General features: G+C 73.0%; 24 protein-coding genes and 1 pseudogene. 21 read left to right on the top strand and 4 right to left on the bottom strand.

Annotated elements, in window-relative coordinates:
• The first annotated feature begins 34 nt into the window (after positions 1–34).
• Both OHA99_RS27080 and OHA99_RS27075 read left to right on the top strand, forming a co-directional pair.
• The gene (locus OHA99_RS27080) at positions 35–952 is read left to right on the top strand and encodes a TIGR01777 family oxidoreductase (protein ID WP_153180209.1); all 918 of its coding nucleotides are present in this window, start codon (positions 35–37) and stop codon (positions 950–952) included.
• A 296-nt stretch (positions 953–1248) separates the two neighbouring features.
• Positions 1249–2652 (top strand): NAD(P)/FAD-dependent oxidoreductase, encoded by a 1404-nt coding sequence (locus tag OHA99_RS27075; protein ID WP_405698256.1) that lies wholly within the window; start codon positions 1249–1251, stop codon positions 2650–2652.
• 16 nt (positions 2653–2668) lie between these two features.
• Here the strand turns inward: OHA99_RS27075 and OHA99_RS27070 are convergent, their stop codons facing one another.
• The gene (locus tag OHA99_RS27070) at positions 2669–4135 is read right to left on the bottom strand and encodes a regulator (RefSeq protein ID WP_153180207.1); all 1467 of its coding nucleotides are present in this window, start codon (positions 4133–4135) and stop codon (positions 2669–2671) included.
• 234 nt (positions 4136–4369) lie between these two features.
• Here OHA99_RS27070 and lipB point away from each other — a divergent pair, with 234 nt between their 5' ends.
• The 4 genes from lipB to OHA99_RS27050 all read left to right on the top strand — a co-directional run bounded on the left by lipB (position 4370) and on the right by OHA99_RS27050 (position 7579).
• The gene (lipB, locus tag OHA99_RS27065; RefSeq protein ID WP_405698255.1) at positions 4370–5170 is read left to right on the top strand and encodes a lipoyl(octanoyl) transferase LipB; all 801 of its coding nucleotides are present in this window, start codon (positions 4370–4372) and stop codon (positions 5168–5170) included.
• Positions 5171–5363: 193 nt separating this feature from the next.
• Positions 5364–6317 (top strand): lipoyl synthase, encoded by a 954-nt coding sequence (gene lipA, locus OHA99_RS27060; protein ID WP_102927476.1) that lies wholly within the window; start codon positions 5364–5366, stop codon positions 6315–6317.
• Positions 6318–6561: 244 nt separating this feature from the next.
• Positions 6562–6792 (top strand): hypothetical protein, encoded by a 231-nt coding sequence (locus OHA99_RS27055; protein WP_153180205.1) that lies wholly within the window; start codon positions 6562–6564, stop codon positions 6790–6792.
• An 82-nt stretch (positions 6793–6874) separates the two neighbouring features.
• Positions 6875–7579 (top strand): DUF4191 domain-containing protein, encoded by a 705-nt coding sequence (locus OHA99_RS27050; protein ID WP_153180204.1) that lies wholly within the window; start codon positions 6875–6877, stop codon positions 7577–7579.
• A 110-nt stretch (positions 7580–7689) separates the two neighbouring features.
• Here the strand turns inward: OHA99_RS27050 and OHA99_RS27045 are convergent, their stop codons facing one another.
• A complete protein-coding gene (locus OHA99_RS27045) occupies positions 7690–8157 on the bottom strand; it encodes an RDD family protein (RefSeq protein ID WP_054103302.1) in 468 nt (155 codons plus the stop codon).
• Between the two features lie 218 nt (positions 8158–8375).
• Here OHA99_RS27045 and glnA point away from each other — a divergent pair, with 218 nt between their 5' ends.
• The 5 genes from glnA (at position 8376) to OHA99_RS27020 (ending at position 13183) form a co-directional block, all read left to right on the top strand.
• Complete coding sequence (gene glnA, locus OHA99_RS27040) at positions 8376–9785, top strand: type I glutamate--ammonia ligase (protein WP_153180203.1); 1410 nt, start codon at positions 8376–8378, stop codon at positions 9783–9785.
• A 214-nt stretch (positions 9786–9999) separates the two neighbouring features.
• Entirely contained in the window at positions 10000–10260 is a 261-nt protein-coding gene (locus tag OHA99_RS27035) for a hypothetical protein (RefSeq protein WP_164385042.1), read from the top strand.
• Positions 10261–10355: 95 nt separating this feature from the next.
• Positions 10356–11270 (top strand): zinc metalloprotease HtpX, encoded by a 915-nt coding sequence (gene htpX / locus OHA99_RS27030; protein WP_405698254.1) that lies wholly within the window; start codon positions 10356–10358, stop codon positions 11268–11270.
• Between the two features lie 36 nt (positions 11271–11306).
• Positions 11307–11885, top strand: coding sequence for a PspA-associated protein PspAB (gene pspAB, locus OHA99_RS27025; protein WP_153180200.1), 579 nt, complete (start codon positions 11307–11309; stop codon positions 11883–11885).
• Between the two features lie 110 nt (positions 11886–11995).
• A complete protein-coding gene (locus OHA99_RS27020) occupies positions 11996–13183 on the top strand; it encodes a winged helix DNA-binding domain-containing protein (RefSeq protein WP_405698253.1) in 1188 nt (395 codons plus the stop codon).
• A 60-nt stretch (positions 13184–13243) separates the two neighbouring features.
• Here OHA99_RS27020 and OHA99_RS27015 read toward each other — a convergent pair whose 3' ends face one another.
• On the bottom strand, positions 13244–13552 hold the full coding sequence (locus tag OHA99_RS27015; RefSeq protein ID WP_087791285.1) for a hypothetical protein: 309 nt from the start codon (positions 13550–13552) through the stop codon (positions 13244–13246).
• Between the two features lie 174 nt (positions 13553–13726).
• Here OHA99_RS27015 and OHA99_RS27010 point away from each other — a divergent pair, with 174 nt between their 5' ends.
• From OHA99_RS27010 to OHA99_RS27000, 3 genes are all read left to right on the top strand, one after another.
• Positions 13727–14086, top strand: a complete 360-nt coding sequence (locus OHA99_RS27010; RefSeq protein WP_153180198.1) for an arsenate reductase family protein — start codon at positions 13727–13729, stop codon at positions 14084–14086.
• 58 nt (positions 14087–14144) lie between these two features.
• Positions 14145–15050, top strand: coding sequence for a hypothetical protein (locus OHA99_RS27005; protein WP_405698252.1), 906 nt, complete (start codon positions 14145–14147; stop codon positions 15048–15050).
• A gap of 108 nt (positions 15051–15158) precedes the next feature.
• Positions 15159–15842, top strand: a complete 684-nt coding sequence (locus OHA99_RS27000) for a hypothetical protein (RefSeq protein ID WP_405698251.1) — start codon at positions 15159–15161, stop codon at positions 15840–15842.
• A 3-nt stretch (positions 15843–15845) separates the two neighbouring features.
• Here OHA99_RS27000 and OHA99_RS26995 read toward each other — a convergent pair.
• A pseudogene (locus OHA99_RS26995) lies at positions 15846–16769 on the bottom strand (alpha/beta fold hydrolase).
• A gap of 102 nt (positions 16770–16871) precedes the next feature.
• Between OHA99_RS26995 and OHA99_RS26990 the strand changes: the two are divergent.
• The 7 genes from OHA99_RS26990 to OHA99_RS26960 all read left to right on the top strand — a co-directional run bounded on the left by OHA99_RS26990 (position 16872) and on the right by OHA99_RS26960 (position 23691).
• The gene (locus OHA99_RS26990; RefSeq protein WP_007448849.1) at positions 16872–17348 is read left to right on the top strand and encodes a MarR family transcriptional regulator; all 477 of its coding nucleotides are present in this window, start codon (positions 16872–16874) and stop codon (positions 17346–17348) included.
• A 135-nt stretch (positions 17349–17483) separates the two neighbouring features.
• Positions 17484–18515 (top strand): glutamine synthetase, encoded by a 1032-nt coding sequence (gene glnII / locus OHA99_RS26985; protein ID WP_153180195.1) that lies wholly within the window; start codon positions 17484–17486, stop codon positions 18513–18515.
• A 116-nt stretch (positions 18516–18631) separates the two neighbouring features.
• Positions 18632–19561, top strand: coding sequence for a DUF6891 domain-containing protein (locus OHA99_RS26980; RefSeq protein WP_405698250.1), 930 nt, complete (start codon positions 18632–18634; stop codon positions 19559–19561).
• A 339-nt stretch (positions 19562–19900) separates the two neighbouring features.
• Positions 19901–20524: a winged helix-turn-helix domain-containing protein gene (locus tag OHA99_RS26975; protein WP_405698249.1), complete on the top strand. Its 624-nt coding sequence runs from the start codon at positions 19901–19903 to the stop codon at positions 20522–20524.
• A gap of 146 nt (positions 20525–20670) precedes the next feature.
• Positions 20671–21711 (top strand): SDR family oxidoreductase, encoded by a 1041-nt coding sequence (locus OHA99_RS26970; RefSeq protein ID WP_366472014.1) that lies wholly within the window; start codon positions 20671–20673, stop codon positions 21709–21711.
• Positions 21712–21763: 52 nt separating this feature from the next.
• Positions 21764–23053 (top strand): sensor domain-containing protein, encoded by a 1290-nt coding sequence (locus OHA99_RS26965; RefSeq protein ID WP_164385034.1) that lies wholly within the window; start codon positions 21764–21766, stop codon positions 23051–23053.
• Positions 23038–23691, top strand: coding sequence for a response regulator transcription factor (locus tag OHA99_RS26960; protein WP_153180190.1), 654 nt, complete (start codon positions 23038–23040; stop codon positions 23689–23691). Before OHA99_RS26965 ends, OHA99_RS26960 begins: the two co-directional genes overlap by 16 nt.
• Positions 23692–23794: the final 103 nt, after the last annotated feature.

The raw sequence follows: 23794 nt of genomic DNA, 5'->3' as shown, positions 1-23794 counted from the left end.
TGGTTTTCCCCGGGCCACCCGGCAGGATGGGCCCATGAACGACGGACGCTTGGGCAGGGGACGTTCCCGCATCGCGGTGGCCGGCGCGTCCGGTCTCATCGGCAGCGCGCTGGCGCGGTCCCTGGCCGCGGACGGCCACGAGGTGGTGCGCCTGGTGCGGCACGCGCCCGGGAGTGCGGACGAGGTCCGCTGGGACCCCGAGCACGGGCGGGTGGACGCGGCCGGCCTTGAGGGCTGCGACGCCGTGGTCAACCTGGCCGGGGCCGGGGTGGGCGACCGCCGCTGGACCGACGCGTACAAGACCCTCATCCGCAGCAGCCGGGTGCACGGCACGACGGCGCTCGCGGAGGCCGTCGCCTCGATGGACCGGCCGCCGCGCGTCTTCGTGAACGGCAGCGCGATGGGCTACTACGGGGAGACCGGCGACCGGCCCGTGGACGAGAGCGCGCCCGCCGGGGAGGGCTTCCTGCCGGGCCTGTGCGTGGAGTGGGAGGCCGCGGCGGCCCCGGCCCGGGAGGCGGGCGTGCGGACGGTGTTCACGCGCACCGGACTGGTCGTCGCGCGCGGGGGCGGCGCCTGGGGGCGGCTCTTCCCGCTCTTCCGGGCGGGACTCGGCGGGCGACTGGGCGACGGGTCGCAGTACTGGTCCTTCGTGGCGCTGCACGACGAGGTGGCGGCGATCCGGCACCTCATGGACCGGGACGACCTGTCCGGCCCGTTCAACCTGACCGCCCCGCGGCCGGTGACGAACCGTGAGGTCACGGTGGCCATGGGCCGCGTACTGCACCGTCCGGCGCCGTTCGCGGTGCCCGCGCCGGTGCTGCGGGCGGCGCTCGGCGAGATGGCGGGCGACGTCCTCGGCAGCGCCCGGGTCCTCCCGGCCCGCCTCCTGGAGTCGGGCTTCCGCTTCGCGTTCCCGGAGATCGACGGGGCGATCCGGGCGGCGCTGTAGCGACGGCCGCGTCACGACCGATGCGCATCGGGATCGCGTCCGGACCACGGCCGCACCGCGACCGACCACGGCCGCACCGGGACCGACCACGACCGAATCGCGTCCGAAGCGCGTCCGAAGCATGACCGATTGACCGCCGCGTCGCACCCGTATGCGACCGCCGTGCGACCGTGTACCGCCTCCGTGCGACTCCCCCTGACCGTTCCGGACCCTAACCTCGTGTCGAACTCCGGTATTCCTCAAGCCTGTTGGGGGCATGACGTCTCCAGCGGCCGCGCAACCTCGAGGAGGGGCACGTGCTTGAGCCCGCGTACCAGGCGGACGTCGTCGTCGTGGGGGCCGGGATCGCCGGACTCGCCGCGGCGGAACGGCTGACCAGCGCAGGAGTGACGACCACGGTCCTGGAGGCCGCCCATACGGTGGGCGGCCGGATGGCCACCGAGAAGGTCGACGGTTTCCGGCTCGACAGAATCGGACAGCTGCTGTCCACGGCGTATCCCGAACTGCGCCGCACCCCCGGGCTCGACGGCCTCGCGCTGCTGCCCTTCGCCCCCGGGGTCCTGCTGCACAGCGAGGGCCGTCACCATCGCGCGGGAGCGCCGGCGGGCGTACGGAGCGCACGGGGCGCACTCCATGCGGTGCGCGCCCTCGCGAGCGCCCCCCGCTCGATGCCCGCCCCCCGGCGCACGGTCGGCACGCCCGGCGCGCCCGGCAGGCCGGCCGCCGCGCCCCGCACCCGTGCCGGTGCCCCGCTCGGCACCGCCGTCGACCAGGCCCGGCTCGGTGCCGCGCTGGCCCGGCTCGCCCACACCCCGGCCGAGCGGCTGCTGGCCCGGCCGGAGCTGCCCGCCGCCACGGCACTGGCGGCCCGCGGGCTGCCCGCCCGCACGATCGACGGCTTCCTGCGTCCGCTGCTCGCCGCCCTGCTGTACGACCCGGACCTCACCACGTCCAGCCGGTGCGCGGACCTCGCGCTGCGCGCCTTCGCTGGCGGGCGCCTCGCCCTGCCGGAGGGCGGCGCGGAGGCCCTGCCGGAGCACATGGCGCGCTCGCTGCCGCCGGGCACGGTGCACACCGGGGTGCGCGTCACCTCGGTGGCGACCAACGCCGTGACCACCGCGGAGCACGGCGTGATCCGGTGCCGGGCCGTCCTGGTGGCGACCGACGCCCGCGCGGCGGCCGAGCTGCTGCCGGGACTGCGGGTGCCGGACTTCCACCCGGTGACGGTGGTCCACCACACCACCGACGAACCGCCGACGACCGGCGCGTCCCTGCTGCTCGACGCCGACCGCGGCGGCCCGGTCGCCCACACGGCGCAGATCAGCCGGGTGGACCCGTCCCGCGCGCCCGCCGGGCGCACCCTCGTCTCGTCGACGGTCCTCGGCCCTCCCCCGCCCGACCTCGACACCGCCGTACGCATCCACCTGTCCCGCCTCTACGGCACCCCGACCACCCGCTGGGAGACCCTCGCCGTGCACCACACGCCCGAGGCGGTGCCCGCGATGCGCCCGCCGCACGACCCCCGCAGGCCGGTGCGGCTGCTGGCGGGGCTGTACGTGTGCGGCGACCACCGCGACACCAGCACCGTCCAGGGCGCGCTGCACTCGGGCCACCGGGCCTCGGCGGCGATCCTGACCGACCTCGGGGCCGGCCGGCCGATGCACACGGCGGAGGCGGTGGGACCGGCGCGGGCGGCCTAGGCCCGGTGTCCGGGCGCTACCCCAGGGCGGCCACCTTGTCCCGGTACCCCCGGACCGGGGCCGCGTCCCGGTACGGCTCCAGGCGGCGCTCGAAGTCGCGGACGTACTCCGCGGCGCGCACCGAGCGCATCTCGGCCGCCTGCCCCGCCGCCTCCGCGGCCAGCTGGCAGGCCTGGTCGAGTTCGCCGAGGCCGAGCCGGGCGGTGGCGAGGACGACCCGGCAGAACAGCCGGCTGCGGGCGTAGACGGGGGCGCGCAGTTGCAGCGAGCGTTCCGCGTGCTGGGCGGCGGCGCGGAACTGCTGGAGGTCGCGGTGGCAGTGCCCGAACTCGTCGGCGAGCTGCGCCTCGTCGAAGAAGCGCGCCCAGTGCGGCACCTCGTCGCCGGGCCGGGCGGCCTCCATCGCGCGCTCGGCCCGCACCAGCGCCGCCGTGCACGCCCGCACCTCCCCGAGCACGCCGTGCGCCCGTGCCTCGGCGGCGTGCAGCAGCGTCTGCACGACCGGCGGCGCGGAGGTCCCCACGCCCTGCTGCGCCACCCGCGCGAGCTGCACGGCCTCGCGCCCGTGGCCCAGGTAGACGGCCTGTCGGCTCATGGTGACCAGCACGTACGAGCCGTACGCCCGGTCCGCCGCCGCCTGCGACAGCCGCAGCGCCTGCACGAAGTACCGCTGGGCGAGACCGTGCGCGGCGATGTCGTACGAGGTCCAGCCCGCGAGGCGGGTCAGGTCGGCCGCGGCGGCGAAGAGGCGGCGGCCGGTCTGCTCGCCGTAGGTGCCGCGCAGCATCGGCTCCAGCTCGTGCTCCAGGTAGCGCACCAGGGCCTGGCGGGCGTGTCCGCCGCCGTACCGGTCGTCGAGGCTGCGGAACAGCTCGCCGACCGAGCGCAGCGCGGCGAGGTCGCCGCCGCTGACCCTCTGGCCCGGGCCGCGCTCGGCCGGGGCGGCCCGGCGCCTGGACGGGTCGAGCGGCACGGCGAGCCTCGGGGTCGCGGGGCGGCCCTGCGCGGGAATGCGCACGGGTACCTCGGTGCGGGCCACCTTCTCGTCGGCGCGGCCGATCAGCCAGTCGCGGCTGGGCACGACGAGCCCGGCCGGAGTGAAGGCGATCTTCCGCAGCTCGGCGTGGCTGCCGGAGTCCTTGCGCCACAGCCCGCCGATGATGTCGACCGCCTCCTCCGGGCTGCCGGCGAACTCCAGGCCCGCGTAGACGGGCGCGCAGGCGTCCAGGCCGAGGTCCTGGGCGGTCAGGCGGCGGCCCAGGCGCCGGGTGAAGACCTCGGCGATCAGGGCCGGGGTGGTGCCGCGGGGCTGCTGGCCGCGCAGCCACCGGGTGACGGACGTCTTGTCGTATCTCAGGTCCAGGCCGTGTTCGAGTCCGAGCTGGTCGACGCGACGCGCGAGACCCGCGTTCGAGAACCCCGCTTCGGCGATGAGCGCGGCGAGCTGGCGGTTGGGGGTGCGCTGCGCGGGTCGTTCCGTCATGGTGCGGTGCGGTCTCCTGCCTTCCGGGCGTTCGATTGCCCGGAGCGCCTGTGAGCAGCCCTTATGGCCTCGTGAACGGCGCGAATGTAGCGGAGAGTAAGCACCCGATCGCACAATTCGCCCTGCATTCATCCGATCGTGTGAGAATTGCCCGCCCGGCTGACGACGCACGGGCGGTCGTACAGTGGCGTGGGCACGCTTCGTGCCTTACGACCTTGCAGGGAGGCACGTGCCGTGAGTGAGCTGCGCTTCGTCCGGATGGGCTTCGGTGCCGAACGCGTCGACTACCAGGAGGCGTGGGACGAACAGCGCCGGGTGCACGCCGCGCGGTTCGCCGACGAGGTCCCCGACACCGTGCTGCTCCTCGAACACCCGCCGGTCTACACGGCCGGCCGGCGCACCGAGGAGAGCGAGCGTCCGCTGGACGGCACGCCGGTGATCGACGTGGACCGCGGCGGCAAGATCACCTGGCACGGCCCGGGCCAGCTGGTGGGCTACCCCGTCCAGAAGCTCCCGCGCCCGGTCGACGTGGTGGCCCACGTCCGCCGCCTGGAGGAGGCCCTGATCCGCACCTGCGCGGAGTTCGGCCTGGAGACCTCCCGGGTGGAGGGCCGCAGCGGCGTCTGGGTCCTCGGCGATCCGGTCGAGCAGCGCCCCGTTCTCGGCGGCCTCTCCCTGGACTTCGACCCCCGCCTGACCGACGACGAGTTCGACCCCCGCCTCAACGGCCCCGAGTACGCCCCGTCCAACGCGGGCCAGCGCCGCGAGGACCGCAAGATCGCCGCCATCGGCATCCGGGTCGCCAAGGGCGTCACGATGCACGGCTTCGCCCTGAACGTGAACCCCGACAACAAGTGGTTCGACAAGATCATCCCCTGCGGCATCCGCGACGCGGGCGTCGCCTCCCTGGCCAACGAACTCGGCCGCGACGTGACCATCGAGGAGGTCCTCCCGGTGGCCGAACGCCACCTCCGCGACATCCTGGAGAACGCGGACCTGAAGCCGAGGGTGATCGAGAAAGCCCCGGCGGCATAAATCCAGCCCGGCGGCACGAATCCAGTGCCGGGGGCATAAACCCAGCCCGTCCGGCGTTTGAGGACGAGGCCGTTCAGGCCGAAGCGGGGGCCTGGGGGCGGCAGCCCCCAGCAAGGCCAGCACCAACGCCGACCAACAAATCAACGGGCGTACCCTGAAGAACGCCGAAGAATCAATCGCTAGGGAGCCGGTCGTGTCCGCAGTCGCACCCGACGGACGCAAGATGCTGCGCCTCGAGGTCCGCAACAGCCAGACCCCCATCGAGCGCAAGCCCGAGTGGATCAAGACCCGGGCGAAAATGGGCCCCGAGTACACCAAGATGCAGAACCTGGTGAAGAGCGAGGGCCTGCACACGGTCTGCCAGGAAGCCGGCTGTCCCAACATCTACGAGTGCTGGGAGGACCGCGAGGCGACCTTCCTCATCGGCGGCGACCAGTGCACCCGGCGCTGCGACTTCTGCCAGATCGACACGGGCAAGCCCGAGGCACTCGACCGCGACGAGCCGCGCCGCGTCGGCGAGTCCGTGGTCACGATGGACCTGAACTACGCCACCATCACCGGCGTCGCCCGCGACGACCTCCCCGACGGCGGCGCCTGGCTGTACGCGGAGACGGTGCGCCAGATCCACCAGCAGACCGCGGAGCGCGCCGACGGCCGCACCAAGGTCGAGCTGCTGGCCCCCGACTTCAACGCGGTGCCGGAGCTGCTGCGGGAGGTCTTCGACTCCCGCCCCGAGGTCTTCGCGCACAACGTCGAGACGGTCCCGCGGATCTTCAAGCGCATCCGCCCCGGCTTCCGCTACGAGCGCTCCCTGAAGGTCATCACGGACGCCCGCGACTACGGCCTGGTCACCAAGTCGAACCTGATCCTCGGCATGGGCGAGACCCGCGAGGAGATCAGCGAGGCGCTGAAGGAGCTGCACGAGGCCGGCTGCGAGCTGATCACGATCACGCAGTACCTGCGCCCGTCCGTGCGCCACCACCCCGTGGAGCGCTGGGTCAAGCCGCAGGAGTTCGTGGAGCTGAAGGAGGAGGCCGAGCAGATCGGCTTCTCCGGCGTGATGTCGGGCCCGCTGGTGCGGTCCTCGTACCGGGCGGGACGGCTCTACGGCATGGCCATGGAGCAGCGCCGGTCCGCCACCGTGTGAATTCTCGCACAAGTCACTACTCGCCAGTAATGGCCGAGATGTCGCGGCCCCGACCGTCCTCGCTGATGAGGGCACCGGTCGGGGCCGCGCATCCGTTCCGGGGCACGGCAACGCGGCTTCATGTGCGTTTGACCGGCGGGTCACGCCCTGGTAACACCAATCAGTGACCCTGGAATCACAGCACGTACACCACCGCGTACACCCGTCTCCGTACCCGGAGCCGTACCGAGGGGGGACCTCCACGATGCAGGCCGCGCCCGTTCGCCCCACCGCCGTCCGTGCCACCACCGTCCGCGCCACCGCCATCCCGTCGTTCACCACCGCCCTGCGGGCCGTCGAGTCGCTGCTGATGAGCGGCGGCCAGCGCACCGCCCGGCGCAACGCGTGGAACTCGGTCCTCGAGGACCGCCGCCGCGCCAAGGACCGGATCGAGACGGAGCAGGCACTGCGGCAGTCCGTCGCCGGCCGCCCCTGAGCCCGGCTCCCGACCGCCCCGCCTCCCCGCCCGCCGGACACTGCCGTCGTCGGCGCTTTCGGGGGCACGTAGACTTCGTGCCATGGCGAGGAAGGAACCCGCAGCGGACGCTGCGAACCCCGGGCGACTGAAGCAGATCGCTCTGACCTACAAGATGACCCGCAAGGCCGACAAGAAGATCGGTCTTGTGCTCGCGGGTGTCGGCATCGTCGTCTTCGGTGTCCTCCTCGGGATCGGTTTCTTGATCGGTCACCCCATCTATCTCGGCATCCTGGGCCTGCTGCTCGCCTTCCTCGCGACGGCGATCGTCTTCGGGCGCCGGGCCGAGCGGGCGGCCTTCGGCCAGATGGAGGGACAGCCGGGCGCAGCGGCGGCGGTACTGGACAACATCGGCCGGGGCTGGACGACGACCCCCGCGGTGGCGATGAACCGCAACCAGGACGTGGTGCACCGCGCGGTCGGCAAGGCCGGCATCGTGCTGATCGCGGAGGGCAACCCGAACCGGGTGAAGTCCCTGCTCGCGGCCGAGAAGAAGAAGATGAACCGCATCGTCGCCGACGTCCCCGTGCACGACCTGGTCGTGGGCACCGGCGAGGGCCAGGTCGAGCTGAAGAAGCTGCGCACGACCATGCTCAAGCTCCCCCGCGTGCTGAGCGGCCCGCAGGTCACCGTGACCAACGACCGGCTGCGCGCCCTGGGCGACCTGATGAGCAACATGCCGCTGCCCAAGGGCCCGATGCCGAAGGGCATGCGGATGCCCCGCGGCGGCAACCCCAGGCAGCGCTGACCCGCAGCACTCCGAGACGCCGGTACGGCGACGGGGGCGGCCCGATCCACTCGGGCCGCCCCCGTCGTCGTACCGGCGCCGTCGTAACGGCACCGTCCGGTGCGTGCGGGTCAGACGCGGACTTCCACGGTGCGTGCCAGCCGGTCGTGCAGGCCCCGGCCGTCGCGGTCCCAGATCAGCGCCGGGAGGGCGAGGCACAGCAGGACCGAGCGCAGCAGGGCGCGCAGCGGGCTGGGCCGCCCCGTGGCGAGGTCCACGACCCGCAGGCCGAAGAGGCGCTTGCCGGGGGTGAAGCCGATCGTGCCGACGGTCAGCACGCTCAGCACGAAGAAGATCAGCAGGGCCCAGTTGCTCGCCGTCTGCCCGTAGCTGCCCGTGATCAGGCCGTATGCGATCAGGGAGCACAGGGCCCAGTCGACGGCCAGCGCGCCGAGCCGCCTGCCCGGACGGGCGATCGAGCCCGGTCCCTCCTCGGGCAGACCGAGCTGCTCGCCGCGGTATCCGAGATCGGCGCCGGACTCTTCGATGGCCGCGCGGGGGCCGGAGAGCCACGAGCCGATTGCTTGCCTGTTGTCCACCCGACCACGGTACTGCGCCCGTACACGGACCGGGGACGGTGGGGTGTGACGCCCCGAACCGGCCTAGGCTGGGGAGGGAGCCGGTTAACTTCTGCGAAACAAATGGGTCACGCCCGAGAAATCACCCGTCCCTAGGGTCGAGGAAGCGTGTGCCACCCGCACTGGCCGCACGAACGATCTACCAACCCGGCGGGACGGTCGGGAGTAGGAGGAGCTGGATGTTCCAGAACGCCGACGACGTCAAGAAGTTCATCGCGGACGAGGACGTCAAGTTCGTCGATGTCCGGTTCTGCGACCTGCCGGGCGTCATGCAGCACTTCACGCTGCCCGCCGAGGCGTTCGACCCCGACGACGAGCAGGCCTTCGACGGATCCTCGATCCGCGGCTTCCAGGCCATCCACGAGTCGGACATGTCCCTGCGCCCCGACCTGTCCACCGCGCGCGTCGACCCGTTCCGCCGGGACAAGACCCTCAACATCAACTTCTTCATCCACGACCCGATCACGGGCGAGCAGTACTCCCGCGACCCGCGGAACGTGGCGAAGAAGGCCGAGGCGTACCTGGCGTCCACGGGCATCGCCGACACGGCGTACTTCGGCCCGGAGGCGGAGTTCTACGTCTTCGACTCGGTGCGCTTCAAGACCGCCGAGAACGAGTCCTTCTACCACATCGACTCCGAGGCCGGCGCCTGGAACACCGGTGCCCTGGAGGACAACCGCGGCTACAAGGTCCGCTACAAGGGCGGCTACTTCCCGGTCCCGCCGGTCGACCACTTCGCCGACCTGCGCGCCGAGATGTCCCTGGAGCTCCAGCGCTCCGGCCTCCAGCTGGAGCGCCTGCACCACGAGGTGGGCACCGCCGGCCAGGCCGAGATCAACTACAGGTTCAACACGCTGCTCGCCGCCGCCGACGACCTGATGCTCTTCAAGTACATCGTCAAGAACGTGGCCTGGCGCAACGGCAAGACGGCGACCTTCATGCCGAAGCCGATCTTCGGTGACAACGGCTCGGGCATGCACGTCCACCAGTCGCTGTGGACGGGCGGCGAGCCGCTCTTCTACGACGAGCAGGGCTACGCCGGCCTGTCGGACACCGCCCGCTACTACATCGGCGGCATCCTCAGGCACGCCCCGTCGCTGCTGGCCTTCACCAACCCGACGGTGAACTCCTACCACCGCCTGGTGCCGGGCTTCGAGGCGCCGGTCAACCTGGTGTACTCGCAGCGCAACCGCTCGGCCGCGATGCGTATCCCGATCACGGGCTCGAACCCGAAGGCCAAGCGCGTCGAGTTCCGCGCCCCGGACGCCTCCGGCAACCCGTACCTGGCGTTCTCCGCCCTGCTCCTCGCGGGCCTGGACGGCATCAAGAACAAGATCGAGCCGGCCGAGCCGATCGACAAGGACCTCTACGAGCTGGCTCCCGAGGAGCACGCCAACGTGGCGCAGGTCCCGACCTCCCTCGGCGCGGTCCTCGACCGCCTGGAGGCCGACCACGAGTTCCTCCTCCAGGGCGACGTGTTCACGCCGGACCTGATCGAGACGTGGATCGACTTCAAGCGCGCCAACGAGATCGCCCCGCTCCAGCTGCGTCCGCACCCGCACGAGTTCGAGATGTACTTCGACGTGTGATCGAGACGTGTGATCGAGACGTCTGACTGAGACGTGTGACCGACCGGGCCCGGCCCGCGACGTCCGGCGCCCCCGTCCCTTCCCTTGCGGAGGGCGGGGGCGCCGTCGTTCGTGGCCCGTGCGTGGCCGAAAACACTTCACAGGCCGCGGGCGTGCCGGGATCATGTCCACTAAGACGGTTGTTCGAGTCAGGGGGACGGGGAGAGTGCCGGAGATGCCGGAACGGGACGACGAGGAGCGCGAGTACGACCTGAGGTGGGCCGACGGTGCCGAACACAAGGAGCCCTCGGCGCGGGCCCGGATGCTCGCCGCCCGCTGGAAGGAGAACCCTCCCGGGCCGGTCCCCTTCCGCGCCGACCCCGAGCACGTGCGCTCCGCGCGCCGGTCGTCGTGGGTGTCCACGGCCGTGGTGCTGGGCTGCGTGGCGGCGGTGATCGTGCTGCTGGGCTACCTCAACTTCCGGGCGCCCTACTAGGGCACCCGGCGGTTGTCGCCCGGCACTCAGTAGCCTCCGGGACGCCGGGTGCACACTGGACAGCGGGACGAGTGTGCGACTGCGAGGTGATACAGATGCAGAGCCGCTTCCGGAGTGACCGGCGGTTGACCGTGCGCATGGGGATCACGCTGTTCCTGCTCGGTCTGCTGTACGTGGGCTTCGTCGCCGCGCTGATCGCGGTGCTGAAGTCCTGGGTGCTGGTCGTGGTGATCGTGGCGCTGGTGCTGGGGGCGCAGTACTGGTTCTCCGACCGGATCGCGCTGTTCGCGATGCGCGGCCGGGTCGTGGAGCGGGACGAGTATCCGGAGCTGCACGGAGTGGTGGACCGGCTGGCGGCGATGGCCGACATGCCGAAGCCGGTGGTCGCGGTGTCGGAGACGGAGATGCCGAACGCGTTCGCGACCGGCCGCAATCCGGACAACGCGGTGGTCTGCGTCACCAGTGGGCTGCTGCGGCGGCTGGAGCCCGCGGAGCTGGAGGGCGTGCTCGCGCACGAGCTGTCGCACGTGGCGCACAAGGACGTCGCGGTGATCACGGTGGCGTCGTTCCTGGGTGTGATCGCGGGACTGATCGTGCGGTTCGCCTTCTACTCTCAGCTCTTCGGCGGGCGCCGGGACCAGAACACGATGGCCGTGCTGGCCGTCGTGATGGGTGTCTCGGCCGCCGTGTACGCGCTCAGCTTCCTGCTGATCCGGGCCCTGTCCCGGTACCGGGAGCTGGCGGCCGACCGGGCCGCGGCCCTGCTCACCGGACGCCCCTCGGCCCTGGCGGCGGCCCTCACGAAGGTCACCGGCGACATCGCCCGCATCCCGACCAAGGACCTGCGCACGGCGCAGGCCTTCAACGCCTTCTACTTCACTCCGGCCTTCGGCAGCGACCCCGGCCTCGGCCGGTTCTTCGCCACCCACCCGACCTTGGAGCAGCGGCTCGAGCAGCTGGGCCGGATCTCCACCGAGCTGGGCGAGGCGCCGGCGCCCGGCAGGGCCTGAGACGCGGGGAGCCGCGGGAAGGACGGACACCAGGGCATGGGACTGCTGGACATCCTGCTCGGCCGGTCGAGGGCGGTGGGGCCCGATCTCGACCGGCTCTTCGCCCTGCCCTCGGCGGCGGTGGGCCTGGAGGCGTCGGCCGGCTTCCGGCCGACCGGTCAGGGGGCGGTGTGCTTCGCGACGGTCGAGGGCGCCGCGTTCGAGCGCACGCACCGCGAGATCCGCGCCCTGCTGGACGCGGACGCCGGCCGGACCCCGGTGGAGCTGACCCACGACTCCTACGGCTACTCCTGGCTCGTCTCGCACCGCTCCCCGGACGAGCTGCCCCTCCTGGTGAACGACCTGCACGCGGTGAACAGCACCTTGGAGGCGGGCGGCTTCGGCCCGCGGCTGCTGTGTTCCCTGGCCGGTTTCGCGCAGGACGACGGGCGGCGGCTCGCCCTCGTCTACCTGTACAAGCGCGGCACGTTCTACCCGTTCGCGCCCCTGCCCGGCGAACGGCGGCAGCGGGACAACGCGCTGGAACTGCGGATCCGGGCGGCGCTCGCGGGCGAACTGCCGGTGGAGGGCGACCTGGGCCGCTGGTTCCCCGTGTGGGGAGCGCCCGGCCTCTGACCGCGACGCGCCCCCCGGCTGTCAGTGGTGTCGGGCAGGATGGCCGTACCGAGGACGCACGGGAACGCACACCGAGGACGTACGGGCGGACGGACGGGCGGAGGGCCTGCATGGGTGACGGCGGACGACGGCACATCGGGGCGGCGGAGCGGCGGGACCGGCTGGCCCTGCGGCAGCGGCTGGCGGCGAGCGCGCGGGCGGGGAGCCCGGAGGAGGTCGCCGGATCACTGGTCGCACTGCACGGCACGGACCCGGCGGCGGTCCACCTGGCCGTGGGCGCGCGGCTCGCGGACGCGGCGAAGACGGTGGGCGAGACGGAGCGGGCCCTGTACGAGGACGGGACGCTGGTCCGGATGCACGGCATGCGGCACACCGTGTTCGTGTTTCCCACGGAGCTGACGGCGGTCGTGCACGCCTCGACCGGCCGCACCGTCGCCGCCCGGGAGCGGGCCAGGCTGCTCAAGAACATGGCGGAGGCGGGAGCCCCGGACTCCGCCTGGCTGGCGGAGGTCGAGGAGTCGGCGCTGGCCGCGCTGGCCCGGCGCGGCCAGGCCACGGCGGCCGAACTGGCCCGCGACGAGCCGCGCCTGAAGGAGCAGTACGTCTATGCCGCCGGGAAGAGCTACGAGGGCGTGCACACCGTCTCCACCCAACTTCTGAGGGTGCTGGGCGTGGAGGGCAAGGTGGTGCGGGGGCGGCCGCTGGGTTCGTGGACGTCCGGCCAGTTCCGCTGGGCACCGGCGCCCGAGCATCCCGAGCTGGACCCGGGCGAGGCGCAGGCCGAGCTGCTGCGGCACCGGCTGGCGGCGTGCGGACCGGCGACCGAGGACGACCTCAAGTGGTGGACCGGGTGGCGGGTGACGGAGGTGCGCCGGGCCCTGACCGCGATCGGCGCGGAGGCGGTGGCACTGGACGAGGGCACGGGGTACGTCGTCGCCGGAGACGCCGGCCCGGTCGCCGGACCGGCCGAGCCGTGGGCGGCGCTGCTGCCCGCCCTGGACCCGACGGCGATGGGCTGGCAGCAGCGGGACTGGTACCTCGCCCCCGGGCTGCGGCCGAAACTGTTCGACCGCAGCGGCAACGTCGGCCCGACGGTGTGGTGGAACGGCCGCGTGATCGGCGGCTGGGCCCAGCGCGCCGACGGAGAGATCGTCTGGCGGCTGCTGGACCGCGAGGGCGTCGGCCGCGACACGGAGGCCGCGATCGGCGCTGAGGCGGAACGCCTGTCGTCCTGGGTGGGCACGACCCGGATCACACCGAGGTTCCGGACACCGTTGGAACGGGAGCTGTCGGCGTAGCGGGTCGCCCTTCGACCCGGCGCCGGGCACCGCGCAAGGTCACGGCACCCGGCGCCGGCGTCACCGCGAGTACCGCATCAACGCCCGCACCATGTGGCACGTGGTGTCCGACGGCGGGTGAATCCCGATGGTCAGGGCAGCGCTCCGTATCCGCTCGTTGCGCGCCTGGTCGGCCAGGTAGACGCCGGAGTCCAGCAGGGCGATGGCGAGCCGCATCGCCTTGAGCCGGCGGTTGTGCGTGACGTACCACTCGCGGGGGCGGCCGGCCGGCAGCGGACGCTTCTCCACGGGTTCGTACGGAAGGTCGAGCAGGACGGGCCGCTTGGCGGTGGACTGGGTGGGCTTCGGCTTCAGTGCGGCAGCGGGCACGGGCATCCTCCTGTCGCGGTCAGGGCGTCGGCCGGACCGCCCGGCGACACCCTCGAACACTGCTTCTATTTTACCGCCCCCCACTGACAAAAGCCCCTGCCCACAAGGCCTTTCGGGGCCGCTGAGACACACGGGGCGAACGGGTTTCCGCGCCTTCCGGCTACCGTGTGCGGCATGGAGATCTGGATCAATCCGGCCTGTTCCAAGTGCCGCAGCGCGATCACTCTGCTCGACGCCGAGGGGGCCGACTACACCGTCCGCCGCTACCTGGAGGACGTCCCGAGCGCGGACGAGATCCGCGAGGTGCTCACCCGGCTCGGGCTCGAACCGTGGGACATCACCCGCACCCAGGAGGCGGCCGCCAAGGAACTGGGCCTGAAGGACTGGCCCCGTGACGAGGCGTCACGCGACCGCTGGGTCACCGCGCTCGCCGAACACCCCAAGCTGATCCAGCGCCCGATCATCACGGCCGACGACGGAACGGCCGTGGTGGGCCGTACCGATGAGGCGGTTCGGGACGCTCTGTCCCGGTAGTTCGGGGATTGTCGCGCGCCGCGACTGGGGGTGGTGCACGCTGTTACCCTGCGCGGCCATGACACACGATGATCAAGGGCCGCACCACGGGCAGCGGCACACGCCGTACGGGCAGTACCCACCGTACGGACAGCAGCAGCCGTACGGACAGCAGCCGCCGCCCGAGCAGTACGGCCCGTACGGCCCGCACGCCACCTCGGCGGCCCCGGCCCCCTGGCCCGCCGAGCAGCACCGCGGGCGCGGCCGGCACCTGGGGCCGGTGGTGATCGCCGTGACGGGCGTCGTCCTCGTCGCGGCCGTCGCAGGCGGCGCACTGATGTACAGCGGCGACGACGAGGACCCGGCCGCGTCGGCCGCCGCGCCGGGCACCACGGCGACCGCGACGCCCGCCGCCGCCCCCTCGGTGACCGGCACGCTGCCCTCCGACGCCCCCTCCGGCCTGCCGTCGTTGCTCGCGCGGCCGGTCATACGCCCCGAGCAGGCCTTCCCGGAGACCGCCGTACGCCTGAAGGACGGCTCCCGGTACGAGCGCGTCGACCTGGCCACGACCACCGACTGCGCCCAGGGCATGTCGCAGGAGCTGGCCGCCCTGGCCGAGCAGGGCCAGGGCTGCTCGCGGCTCACCACGGCCCTGTTCACGGACGCCGAGCGGCGCTCGCAGGTGTCGGTGACGGTGGCGAGCTTCGTGCGCGCGGAGGACGCCGGAACGGTGTTCGGCATGGCCTCCATGGACCCGGTGACGTACCAGACGGTGTCGCTCGACCCGCCGCCCGAAGCCGGACTGCCGACGGCGCCGCCCGGGTCGGCCGGCGTCTTCCGGCGGCTGACGACCGTACGGTCGGTGGTGTTCGCGAACGGGCAGTGGGGCGACGGGTCGGAGACCGGGGAGGCGGACCTCACCCGGCAGACGGAGGACCTGCTCCAGTACGTCGACGACAACGTGGTGGCGTACGAACAGGGTTAGGGGCGTGTGACGCAGGTTACGTACGAGCATCGACGCGACCGCTGAGCAAGTCCGTTCGGTATCTCGTACATAGCGGCGTACGCTCCCCTACCTCTTCAGGAGGCGCGCATGTCGCGCAGGAGAACTCTCGGTACGAAGAAGAAGATCGCGCTCCTGGTCAGCGCGGCCGCCGTGGCGGGCGGCGGCGCCTTCGTCATGGCGAACGTGTCGAACGCCGCGCAGCCCACCCAGCAGGCGCGGACGAAGGCCGCCCAGGACTCGAACGTCTGCCAGGGCCTGGCCACCGCGCTCGGCAACAACCAGCGGTTCATCGAGGGCCAGCGGGCCCATCCCGACGCGCAGTCCGCGGCCCGGATCGAGAACCGCGAGGCCGTCGTCGCGGAGATCGAGCGCAAGCGGGCGGCGTCCGGCTGCACGGTGGGGGAGTCGGCTCAGGACTCCCAGGCCGCGCAGCCGCCGCAGGCCGGGCAGGAGGCGGGGCAGGGCGCCGGGGAACAGGCCGGAGAGCAGGCGGGCGGCCAGGACGGAGGTGCCGCGCAGGCCGACGAGCAGGTCTGCGCCGGGTCCACCGTCACCCTCTCCGGCGAGGGCGGCGCGCCCGCCGCCTCCAGCAACCAGTTCCCGGTGGGCACCAGGCTCAAGGTGACCAACCTCGACAACGGCAAGTCCACGACCGTCGAGGTGAACTCGGTCTCGGGAAGCTGCGCGCTGCTCAACAACGCGGCGTTCGAACAGGTCCGGGAGGAGGGCAAGTTCCTGATTCGGCGGGCGCTGATCGAGAAGGTCGGCTGAGGCTCACACGCCCGGCACGCCCGGCACGCCCGGCGCGGCCAGGAAGTCGCCGAGGCGGCGGCCGAGGCCGGGCGGCGCGGACTGGGGCAGCGCGTGGTGGGACACGCCCGGCAGGACCTCCGTCTCCACGTGCGGCAGCAGGGTCCGCGCCCGGGCCGCCACCTCGGCGGCGTCGTGCGTCCTGCTGTTCCCGGCCAGGAGCAGCAGGACCGGCACGTCCAGTGCGCGCAGGGCCTCCGGGGCCGGGCGCGGTCCGGTGACCGGCCTGCGCTCCGGGAAGCCGACGGCGGCCTCCTGGAGGGCGAGCCAGTCGGCGTCGAGCGGGGTCGCGCCGGTCTCCCAGTCCAGGAAGGCGCGGACCCGGCGGGGCGTGGGCCGCAGCAGCATCGGCAGCGCGTGCAGCAGGTAGGCCGCCTTGAACCCGGCGAAGCACTGGGTCGGGTCCAGGAGGAACAGGCGGCGTACCCGCTCGGGCGCGTGCAGGGTGTGGTGCAGGGCGATCCAGGCGCCGTAGGAGTGCCCGCCGAGGTCGGTCTCCGCGATGCCGAGACCGTCGAGGTGGGGGTACCTCCCGCGCTCTTAAGGCAGTGGGGGAGCGTCCAGCCAGCCGGTGAGGTCGGCGACCGTACGGGGGTGGCGGTCGCCGGCCGGGGTGCTGCGGCCGGGGGCGCCGATCAGGTCGACGGCGTGGACGCGGTGGGTGCGGGACAGTTCGGCGGCCTGGGCGTACCAGGACGCGGAGGTCGCCGCGCCGCCGCCCGGCAGCAGGACGAGGGGGCGGGCACCGGCCGGTCCCGTCACGTGGACGTGCGTCTCGCCGAAGGGGGTGGGGACGGCCACCGCCCCGGTCCCCGTGGGCCACTTGGCCATGTCCTTGTCGTAGGCGTCGTGGAAACGGCCGGCGTCGTACGGACCGCGAGCGCTCATCAGCGGTGCCCCCTGTTTCGCTTGCTCCCTGTTCCTGCCTCCCCGGTATTGTCTCGGTGAACGAGATACTTGTCGAGCGAGACGAATCCGGAAGGGGCCCACATGCCCGACCAGGAACCGGAGATGGAGATCGTCCATCTCCTGCGCGCGGTCACCGTCGAACTGGGCGCGCACAGCGCGCGGTTCGCGCAGCGCAACGGCATGCACCCCACCGACGTCCGGGCGCTGATCGCGCTCATGGACGCCGCCCGCGCGGGCGAGGCGGTGACCGCCGGGCACCTGGGCGCCGCGCTCGGGCTGAACTCCGCGGGGACGACGGCGCTGGTCGACCGGCTGGAGCGGGCCGGTCACGTGCGCCGGGTGCGTGACGAGCGGGACCGGCGCAGGGTCACCGTCGAGGTGGACGAGCGGGCCGTGGCGCTGGGCCGGTCCCACTTCGGACCGCTGATCGGACGGGCGGTGGAGCTGCTGCGCGGTTACGACGAGCGGGAGTTGGCGGCCATCAGGGGCTTCCTGACCGGCGTCCGGGAGGCGGCCGGGGACGACGGACGTGAGCCTGACCACAACGACCGCGGGTAACACGGGGTTCACATACGGGCAACGGCCGGGAAATCGCCGGTTGGCACGCTGCACGGCAGTAGACGCGGCGCCCCTGCCGCCCCAGCGCCGCGGCACCCGCGAGTGCGGCGAGACCACCCGAAGGATGTGGCCCCCGTGACCTTCAAGGCCGAGTACATCTGGATCGACGGCACCGAGCCGACGGCCAAGCTCCGTTCCAAGACGAAGATCATCACGGACGCCCCGGCCGGCCTCGACGCCCTGCCGCTCTGGGGCTTCGACGGCTCCTCCACCAACCAGGCCGCGGGCAACTCCTCGGACTGCGTGCTCAAGCCGGTCTTCTCCTGCCCGGACCCGATCCGCGGCGGCGACGACATCCTGGTGCTGTGCGAGGTCCTGGACACGGACCTGACGCCGCACCCCAGCAACACCCGCGCCGAACTGGCCGAGGTGTCGGAGCGCTTCGCCGCGCAGGAGCCGGTCTTCGGCATCGAGCAGGAGTACACCTTCTTCAAGGGCGCCCGCCCGCTCGGCTTCCCCGAGGGCGGCTTCCCGGCCGCACAGGGCGGCTACTACTGCGGCGTCGGCTCGGACGAGATCTTCGGCCGCGACGTCGTCGAGGCGCACCTGGACAACTGCCTCAGGGCCGGTCTGGGCATCTCCGGCATCAACGCCGAGGTCATGCCCGGCCAGTGGGAGTTCCAGGTCGGTCCGCTGGCGCCGCTGGAGGTCTCCGACCAGCTGTGGGTGGCCCGTTGGCTGCTCTACCGCACCGCCGAGGACTTCGAGGTCTCCGCCACCCTCGACCCCAAGCCGGTCAAGGGCGACTGGAACGGCGCGGGCGCGCACACCAACTTCTCCACCAGGGCGATGCGCGAGGGTTACGAGGCGATCATCACCGCCGCCGAGTCCCTCGGTGAGGGCTCCAAGCCGATGGACCACGTCAAGAACTACGGCGCCGGCATCGACGACCGCCTCACCGGCCTGCACGAGACCGCCCCGTGGAACGAGTACTCCTACGGCGTCTCCGACCGCGGCGCCTCGGTGCGCATCCCGTGGCAGGTCGAGAGGGACGGCAAGGGCTACATCGAGGACCGTCGTCCCAACGCCAACGTCGACCCGTACGTCGTGACGCGTCTGCTCGTCGACACCTGCTGCGCGGCGCTGGAGAAGGCCGGCCAGGTCTGAGACCGGCCGACTCAGCCACTGACCACTCCGCCACTGACGACTCCCTCACTGACGACTCCGGCCCGGGCCACTGCGGCCCGGGCCGCGTTGTCAGTGGCGCGTGCGAGGGTGGGGTCATGGAGATCGACGGGGTCCTGGCCATCAGGGTCGAGACGGAGAACTGGCAGAAGCACGCCCGGATTCGGGCGGCCGAGCTGCGGGAGCTGGTGACGCGCATCGGCCATGCCGGCGACCGCTTCCTGGTGGTGCAGCGGATACCGGACATCCCCGACGTGTTCGCGCAGGTGTGGCACGAGGAGGGCGGGGAGTACCGGCTGGAGTACCGGGCCGCCGCGGACGCGTTCTTCGGTACCGACCTCGACGATCCCCACCGCGTGGCCGACCTCCTGACCGGCTGGGCACGCCAGGAGCCCGGCTGGGACGCGGGCGTGGCCTGGGAGCCGATCGCCGTCCCGCCGCAGGAAGGGGTCCCCGACCTGCCGGACGAGGTCCGCGAGCAGGTCGAGCGGCGGGTGCGCGAGCAGCTCCGCTGCGGCTACGACAGCCGCGGGACGCTCTCCGAGATCGCGGAGGACTACCTCGTCGGTGGCGAGTACGGCGAACGACCGGTGTCCCCCGCCCAGGCCCGGCGGTTGGTGGACCGGCTGTGGTTGGAGCGGCTGGCCGAGCAGGAGTCCTGGGGCGGGGACACCACCGACCCGGACCGCCTCGCCCGGGTCTTCGAGGTCCTGGACGCGGCCGGTGTCACCGCCCGGGAGAACTTCGCCTGCTGCCGCGGCTGCGGCACCGCGGAGATAGGCGCGGAGCGCGAGGGGGCCCGCGGCTTCGTCTTCTTCCACCGGCAGAGCACCGAGGCCGCCGCCGAGGGACACGGGCTCATGCTGCACTACGGCGGTTTCGACGGCGCGGAGGAGACGACCACGGCCGTCGGGCACGAGGTCGTGGCGGCGTTCGCGGGGTCCGGACTGTCCACGGAGTGGAACGGCGACCCGGGCAGAGCGATCGCCGTCACCCCGCTGAACTGGCGCAAACGGCTGGAGGGCTGACCGGTCCGGCGGCTGGTTCCGGCCGGTCGGCGTCCACGCACTGAGAGGACCCTCCTCTCCCCCGCCGCCGTCTGCTTCAATGAGCCCATGGCCGGCTTCCGGAAGTACGCAGCGACGGGTCGCCGTGACCTCGAGCCCTTCTGGCCCTCCCGTCAGCACGACGACTTCGACCGGGTGTGTTGCCGCGCGACGATCGCGCCGGCCCGCTAGAAGCCGTACCTCACAGGCCTTCCGCGCCTGCCGCCGGTGCGCACGACGTACGTCCCGCGACGCGCCCGACCACGAACTCGCGCCCGTCGCCCCTCCCGACGAACTCACGCGCGAAAGAGCTGACGTCTCATGGCGACCACCCGTTCCCTGTCCACCGTCACCCTCGACTCCCCCACCGCCCTCCCCGACTCCCCCGGCCACCGGCACCGGCTGTGCGCCGTCGCCCCGGGCGAGGCGCCGGACGTCGCGGGCCTGCTGCCACCGGGCGCCACCTGGCTCCCCGCGCCGCCGCACACCCTGCCGGCCCTGCCGGGACACCCGCCGATGGTCGGCTACCTCGTGCTCGTCCCCGCCGACCAGCAGCCGCCGTTCCGGAACCCCGCCCCGGACACGGCCCCGGGCTCGGACCCTGCCCAGGGCTCGGACCCGGCCCGGGACCGCAGCGGGGGCCGGGCGGAGAACCCGCTCGTCCGGATCGACCCCGCACGCCGCACCGCCGCCGTGGACGGACGCGAACTCGACCTGACCTACCTGGAGTTCGAACTGCTCGCCCACCTCGTCACCCATCCGCACCGGGTGCACACCCGCGACCAGCTGGTCAGCACGGTGTGGGGCTACGGACACGTGGGCGACGGCCGCACCGTCGACGTGCACGTGGCGCGGCTGCGCCGGAAGCTCGGCGCGGAGCACCGGCGGACGATCCAGACGGTACGGCGCGTCGGCTACAAGTACACACCGCCCACCGGCCGCTGAGCCCACGGAACCCACTGAACCCACGGAACCCACGGAGCCATCGAGTCACTGAGCCGCCGAGCCGGGGACCCGTCGAGGCGCCGCGTCCGTCTGCCGACGGCAGAGACCCGTTCCCCGCAGCCGCCGCACCCGGCACAGTGACCGGCATGAGACTACTGGTGCTGGGCGGTACGGAATTCGTGGGGCGGGCCGTGGTCGAGGCGGCCCTCGGCCGGGGCTGGGAGGTGACCGTCCTGCACCGCGGACGGCACGCCCCGCCGCCCGGAGCGCGGGCACTGCACGGCGACCGCACCGCCCCCGACGGGCTCGCCGCCCTGGCCGGGGCCGAGGACACGTGGGACGCCGTCGTCGACACCTGGTCGGCGGCGCCCCGCGCGGTACGGGACGCGGCGCGGCTGCTGCGGGACCGCGCCGGACGGTACGTGTACGTGTCGAGCCGCTCGGTGTACGCCTGGCCCCCGCCCGCCGGGTGCGCCGAGGACGCCCCGCTCGTCGAGGGCGCCTCGGCGGACGCCGGGCAGAGCGACTACGCCCGGGACAAGCGGGGCGGGGAGCTGGCCGTCTCGGACGCCTTCGGCGCGGACCGCTCGGTGCTCGTGCGGGCCGGGCTGATCCTCGGCCCGTACGAGAACATCGGCCGGCTGCCGTGGTGGCTCGACCGCGTCGCCCGCGGCGGGCCCGTCCTCGCACCGGGCCCGCGCGACCTGCCCGTGCAGTACATCGACGTCCGCGACCTCGCCGACTGGACGCTCGGCGCGGTGGAGCGGGAGCTGAGCGGACCGTACAACCTGGTCTCCCCGCCGGGGCACACCACCATGGGCGGACTGCTCGACGCCTGCGCGACGGTCACGGGCGGCGCGGCGGAGCTGCGCTGGACCGACCCCGGGACGGTCCTCGCCGCCGGCGTCGAGCCCTGGGTGCAGCTGCCGGTGTGGACGCCCCCGGGCAGCGACCTGCACGACGCCCTGCACACGGCGGACGTCTCGCGGGCCCTGGCGACGGGGCTCACGTGCCGGCCCGTCGAGGACACCGTGGCCGACACCTGGACCTGGCTGCGGGACATCGGCGGCACGGCACCCCGGCGCCCCGACCGGCCACCGGTCGGCCTGGACCCGGAGACGGAGGCGAAGGTCCTCGCGGCCGGCGCCGGCGGACCCGGCGGTGGTGTACCTGGCACCACCCCCTGACCGGGGTGCCCGGCCCAGTGCCCCGCGCCGCCGCCTCGGCGAGACTGGTGCCATGAGCATCGAGACGAAGAGCGGCACACGGCAGGCACGGCTACCGGAGCGAACGCGGACGCGGACGCGGGGTATGGCGCTGTCGGCCGTGCGGGGACTGGCACTGACGTTCGTGTCCCTGCCCGTCGCGGTGGTCTGCTTCTGCCTGACCCTCGTGTCCGTCGCCCTCGTCCCGATCGGGATCGGCATCGTCACCACCCCCTGGGTACTGACCGGCGTGCGGATGTTCGCGGACTGGCGCCGGGTGCTCGCCGCCGAGTGGGGCGGGGTGCGGATCCAGCGGGCCTACCGGCCGCTGCCCGCGGACGCCAACCCGTGGACGCGCACCTTCGGGATGCTCCGTGACCCCGCGACCTGGCGGGACTTCTTCTGGCTCCCGGTCGACATGACCGCGGGCTTCGTCACCGCGCTGCTGGCCTTCGCGCTGCCGGTCTACGCGCTGGAGGGGTTCGTGATCGCGGCCGGGCTGTGGCGGGCCTGGGACGACACCTACTGGTACGGCTTCGTGCCCGTGACCGGCCAGATAACCGCGCTCTGCGCCGCCGCCCTGGGCGCCGTCCTCCTCGTCGCCGCCGTACGGCTCTCCCCGCTCGTGCTCCAGGCCCACTTCCGGCTCACGAGTGCGATGCTCAACTCGGGCCAGGGCGAACTGGCCGAGCGGGTACGGGTCCTGACCGAGACCCGGCGCGACGCCGTCGACACCTCCGCCGCCGAGCTGCGCCGCATCGAACGGGACCTGCACGACGGGGCGCAGGCCCGGCTGGTCGCCATGGGCATGGACCTGGGCACCATCGAGGCGCTGCTGGAGAAGGACCCGGCGAAGGCCAGGGAACTGCTCGCGCAGGCCCGCCGGTCCTCCGCCGACGCCCTGACCGAGCTGCGTGAACTCGTCCGCGGCATCCACCCGCCGGTGCTCGCCGAACGCGGCCTGGGCGACGCGGTGCGCGCGCTGGCGCTGCGGCTGCCCGTCGCCTCGGAGGTCGACGTGGACCTGACCGGCCGGGCCGACGCCCCGGTGGAGGCGGCCGCGTACTTCGCGGTCAGCGAGATCCTCACCAACGCCGTGAAGCACTCCGGTGCCGACCGGATCTGGATCGACATGCACCACGAGGAGGGCCGGCTGCGCGTCTCCGTCACCGACAACGGCAAGGGCGGCGCCTCGATCGGGGCGGGTTCGGGCCTGGCCGGGGTGGAACGGCGGCTCGGTACATTCGACGGTGTCCTGGCCGTCGGCTCGCCCGTCGGCGGCCCCACCATGGTCACCATGGAGATCCCTTGCGTGTTGTCCTAGCCGAAGACCTGTTCCTGCTGCGCGACGGGCTGGTCCGGCTCCTGGAGGCCCACGACTTCGAGATCGCCGCGGCCGTCGAGACCGGCCCCGAGCTGTCCCGGGCCCTGGCCGAACTGAAGCCGGACGTCGCCGTCGTCGACGTCCGGCTGCCGCCCACGCTCACCGACGAGGGCCTTCAGTGCGCGCTCCAGGCCCGGCGCGACCGGCCCGGGCTGCCGGTGCTCGTCCTCTCCCAGCACGTGGAGCAGCTGTACGCGCGCGAGCTGCTGGCCGACGGGAGCGGCGGGGTGGGGTATCTGCTGAAGGACCGGGTGTTCGACGCGGAGCAGTTCATCGACGCCGTACGGCGGGTGGCGGCGGGCGGTACGGCGATGGACCCGCAGGTCATCCAGCAGTTGCTGAGCCGGCGGGCGGCGGAGGACCGGCCGCTGGAGCGGCTGACCCCCCGCGAGCTCGAGGTGCTGGAGCTGATGGCGCAGGGCCGGACCAACGCGGCGATCGCCGGGAAGCTCGTCGTCACGGAGCGGGCGATCGCGAAACACACGGCGAACATCTTCACCAAGCTGAGCCTCGAGGTCTCGGACGACGACAACCGCCGTGTGCTGGCCGTTCTCGCGTATCTGGACCGCGGCCGCTGACCTCCGCTCGGGTCCCGCACGTCCCACGGGACCCAGCAATTCCCCCTACGGGTGAACACCTCCGGAGCGGCTTCCGTATGGATGGGAGCCGCTTCACCCCTGT

Source organism: Streptomyces coelicoflavus (genome assembly GCF_045041415.1).
GTDB lineage: Bacteria > Actinomycetota > Actinomycetes > Streptomycetales > Streptomycetaceae > Streptomyces > Streptomyces coelicoflavus.
Note: the sequence above shows the minus strand (reverse complement) of the source record. Positions and strands in the feature narration are given on the sequence as shown.

Coding starts and splice junctions, on each gene's coding strand:
- OHA99_RS27010 (WP_153180198.1), top strand. CDS start 13,727: ATGGAGATCTGGATCAATCCGGCCTGTTCCAAGTGCCGCAGCGCGATC.
- htpX (WP_405698254.1), top strand. CDS start 10,356: ATGCAGAGCCGCTTCCGGAGTGACCGGCGGTTGACCGTGCGCATGGGG.
- OHA99_RS27005 (WP_405698252.1), top strand. CDS start 14,145: ATGACACACGATGATCAAGGGCCGCACCACGGGCAGCGGCACACGCCG.
- OHA99_RS26990 (WP_007448849.1), top strand. CDS start 16,872: ATGCCCGACCAGGAACCGGAGATGGAGATCGTCCATCTCCTGCGCGCG.
- OHA99_RS27050 (WP_153180204.1), top strand. CDS start 6,875: ATGGCGAGGAAGGAACCCGCAGCGGACGCTGCGAACCCCGGGCGACTG.
- OHA99_RS27080 (WP_153180209.1), top strand. CDS start 35: ATGAACGACGGACGCTTGGGCAGGGGACGTTCCCGCATCGCGGTGGCC.
- OHA99_RS27020 (WP_405698253.1), top strand. CDS start 11,996: ATGGGTGACGGCGGACGACGGCACATCGGGGCGGCGGAGCGGCGGGAC.
- glnA (WP_153180203.1), top strand. CDS start 8,376: ATGTTCCAGAACGCCGACGACGTCAAGAAGTTCATCGCGGACGAGGAC.
- OHA99_RS26965 (WP_164385034.1), top strand. CDS start 21,764: ATGAGCATCGAGACGAAGAGCGGCACACGGCAGGCACGGCTACCGGAG.
- OHA99_RS26980 (WP_405698250.1), top strand. CDS start 18,632: ATGGAGATCGACGGGGTCCTGGCCATCAGGGTCGAGACGGAGAACTGG.
- OHA99_RS27000 (WP_405698251.1), top strand. CDS start 15,159: ATGTCGCGCAGGAGAACTCTCGGTACGAAGAAGAAGATCGCGCTCCTG.
- pspAB (WP_153180200.1), top strand. CDS start 11,307: ATGGGACTGCTGGACATCCTGCTCGGCCGGTCGAGGGCGGTGGGGCCC.
- OHA99_RS27055 (WP_153180205.1), top strand. CDS start 6,562: ATGCAGGCCGCGCCCGTTCGCCCCACCGCCGTCCGTGCCACCACCGTC.
- OHA99_RS26970 (WP_366472014.1), top strand. CDS start 20,671: ATGAGACTACTGGTGCTGGGCGGTACGGAATTCGTGGGGCGGGCCGTG.
- OHA99_RS27035 (WP_164385042.1), top strand. CDS start 10,000: ATGCCGGAACGGGACGACGAGGAGCGCGAGTACGACCTGAGGTGGGCC.
- OHA99_RS27070 (WP_153180207.1), bottom strand. CDS start 4,135: ATGACGGAACGACCCGCGCAGCGCACCCCCAACCGCCAGCTCGCCGCG.
- OHA99_RS26975 (WP_405698249.1), top strand. CDS start 19,901: ATGGCGACCACCCGTTCCCTGTCCACCGTCACCCTCGACTCCCCCACC.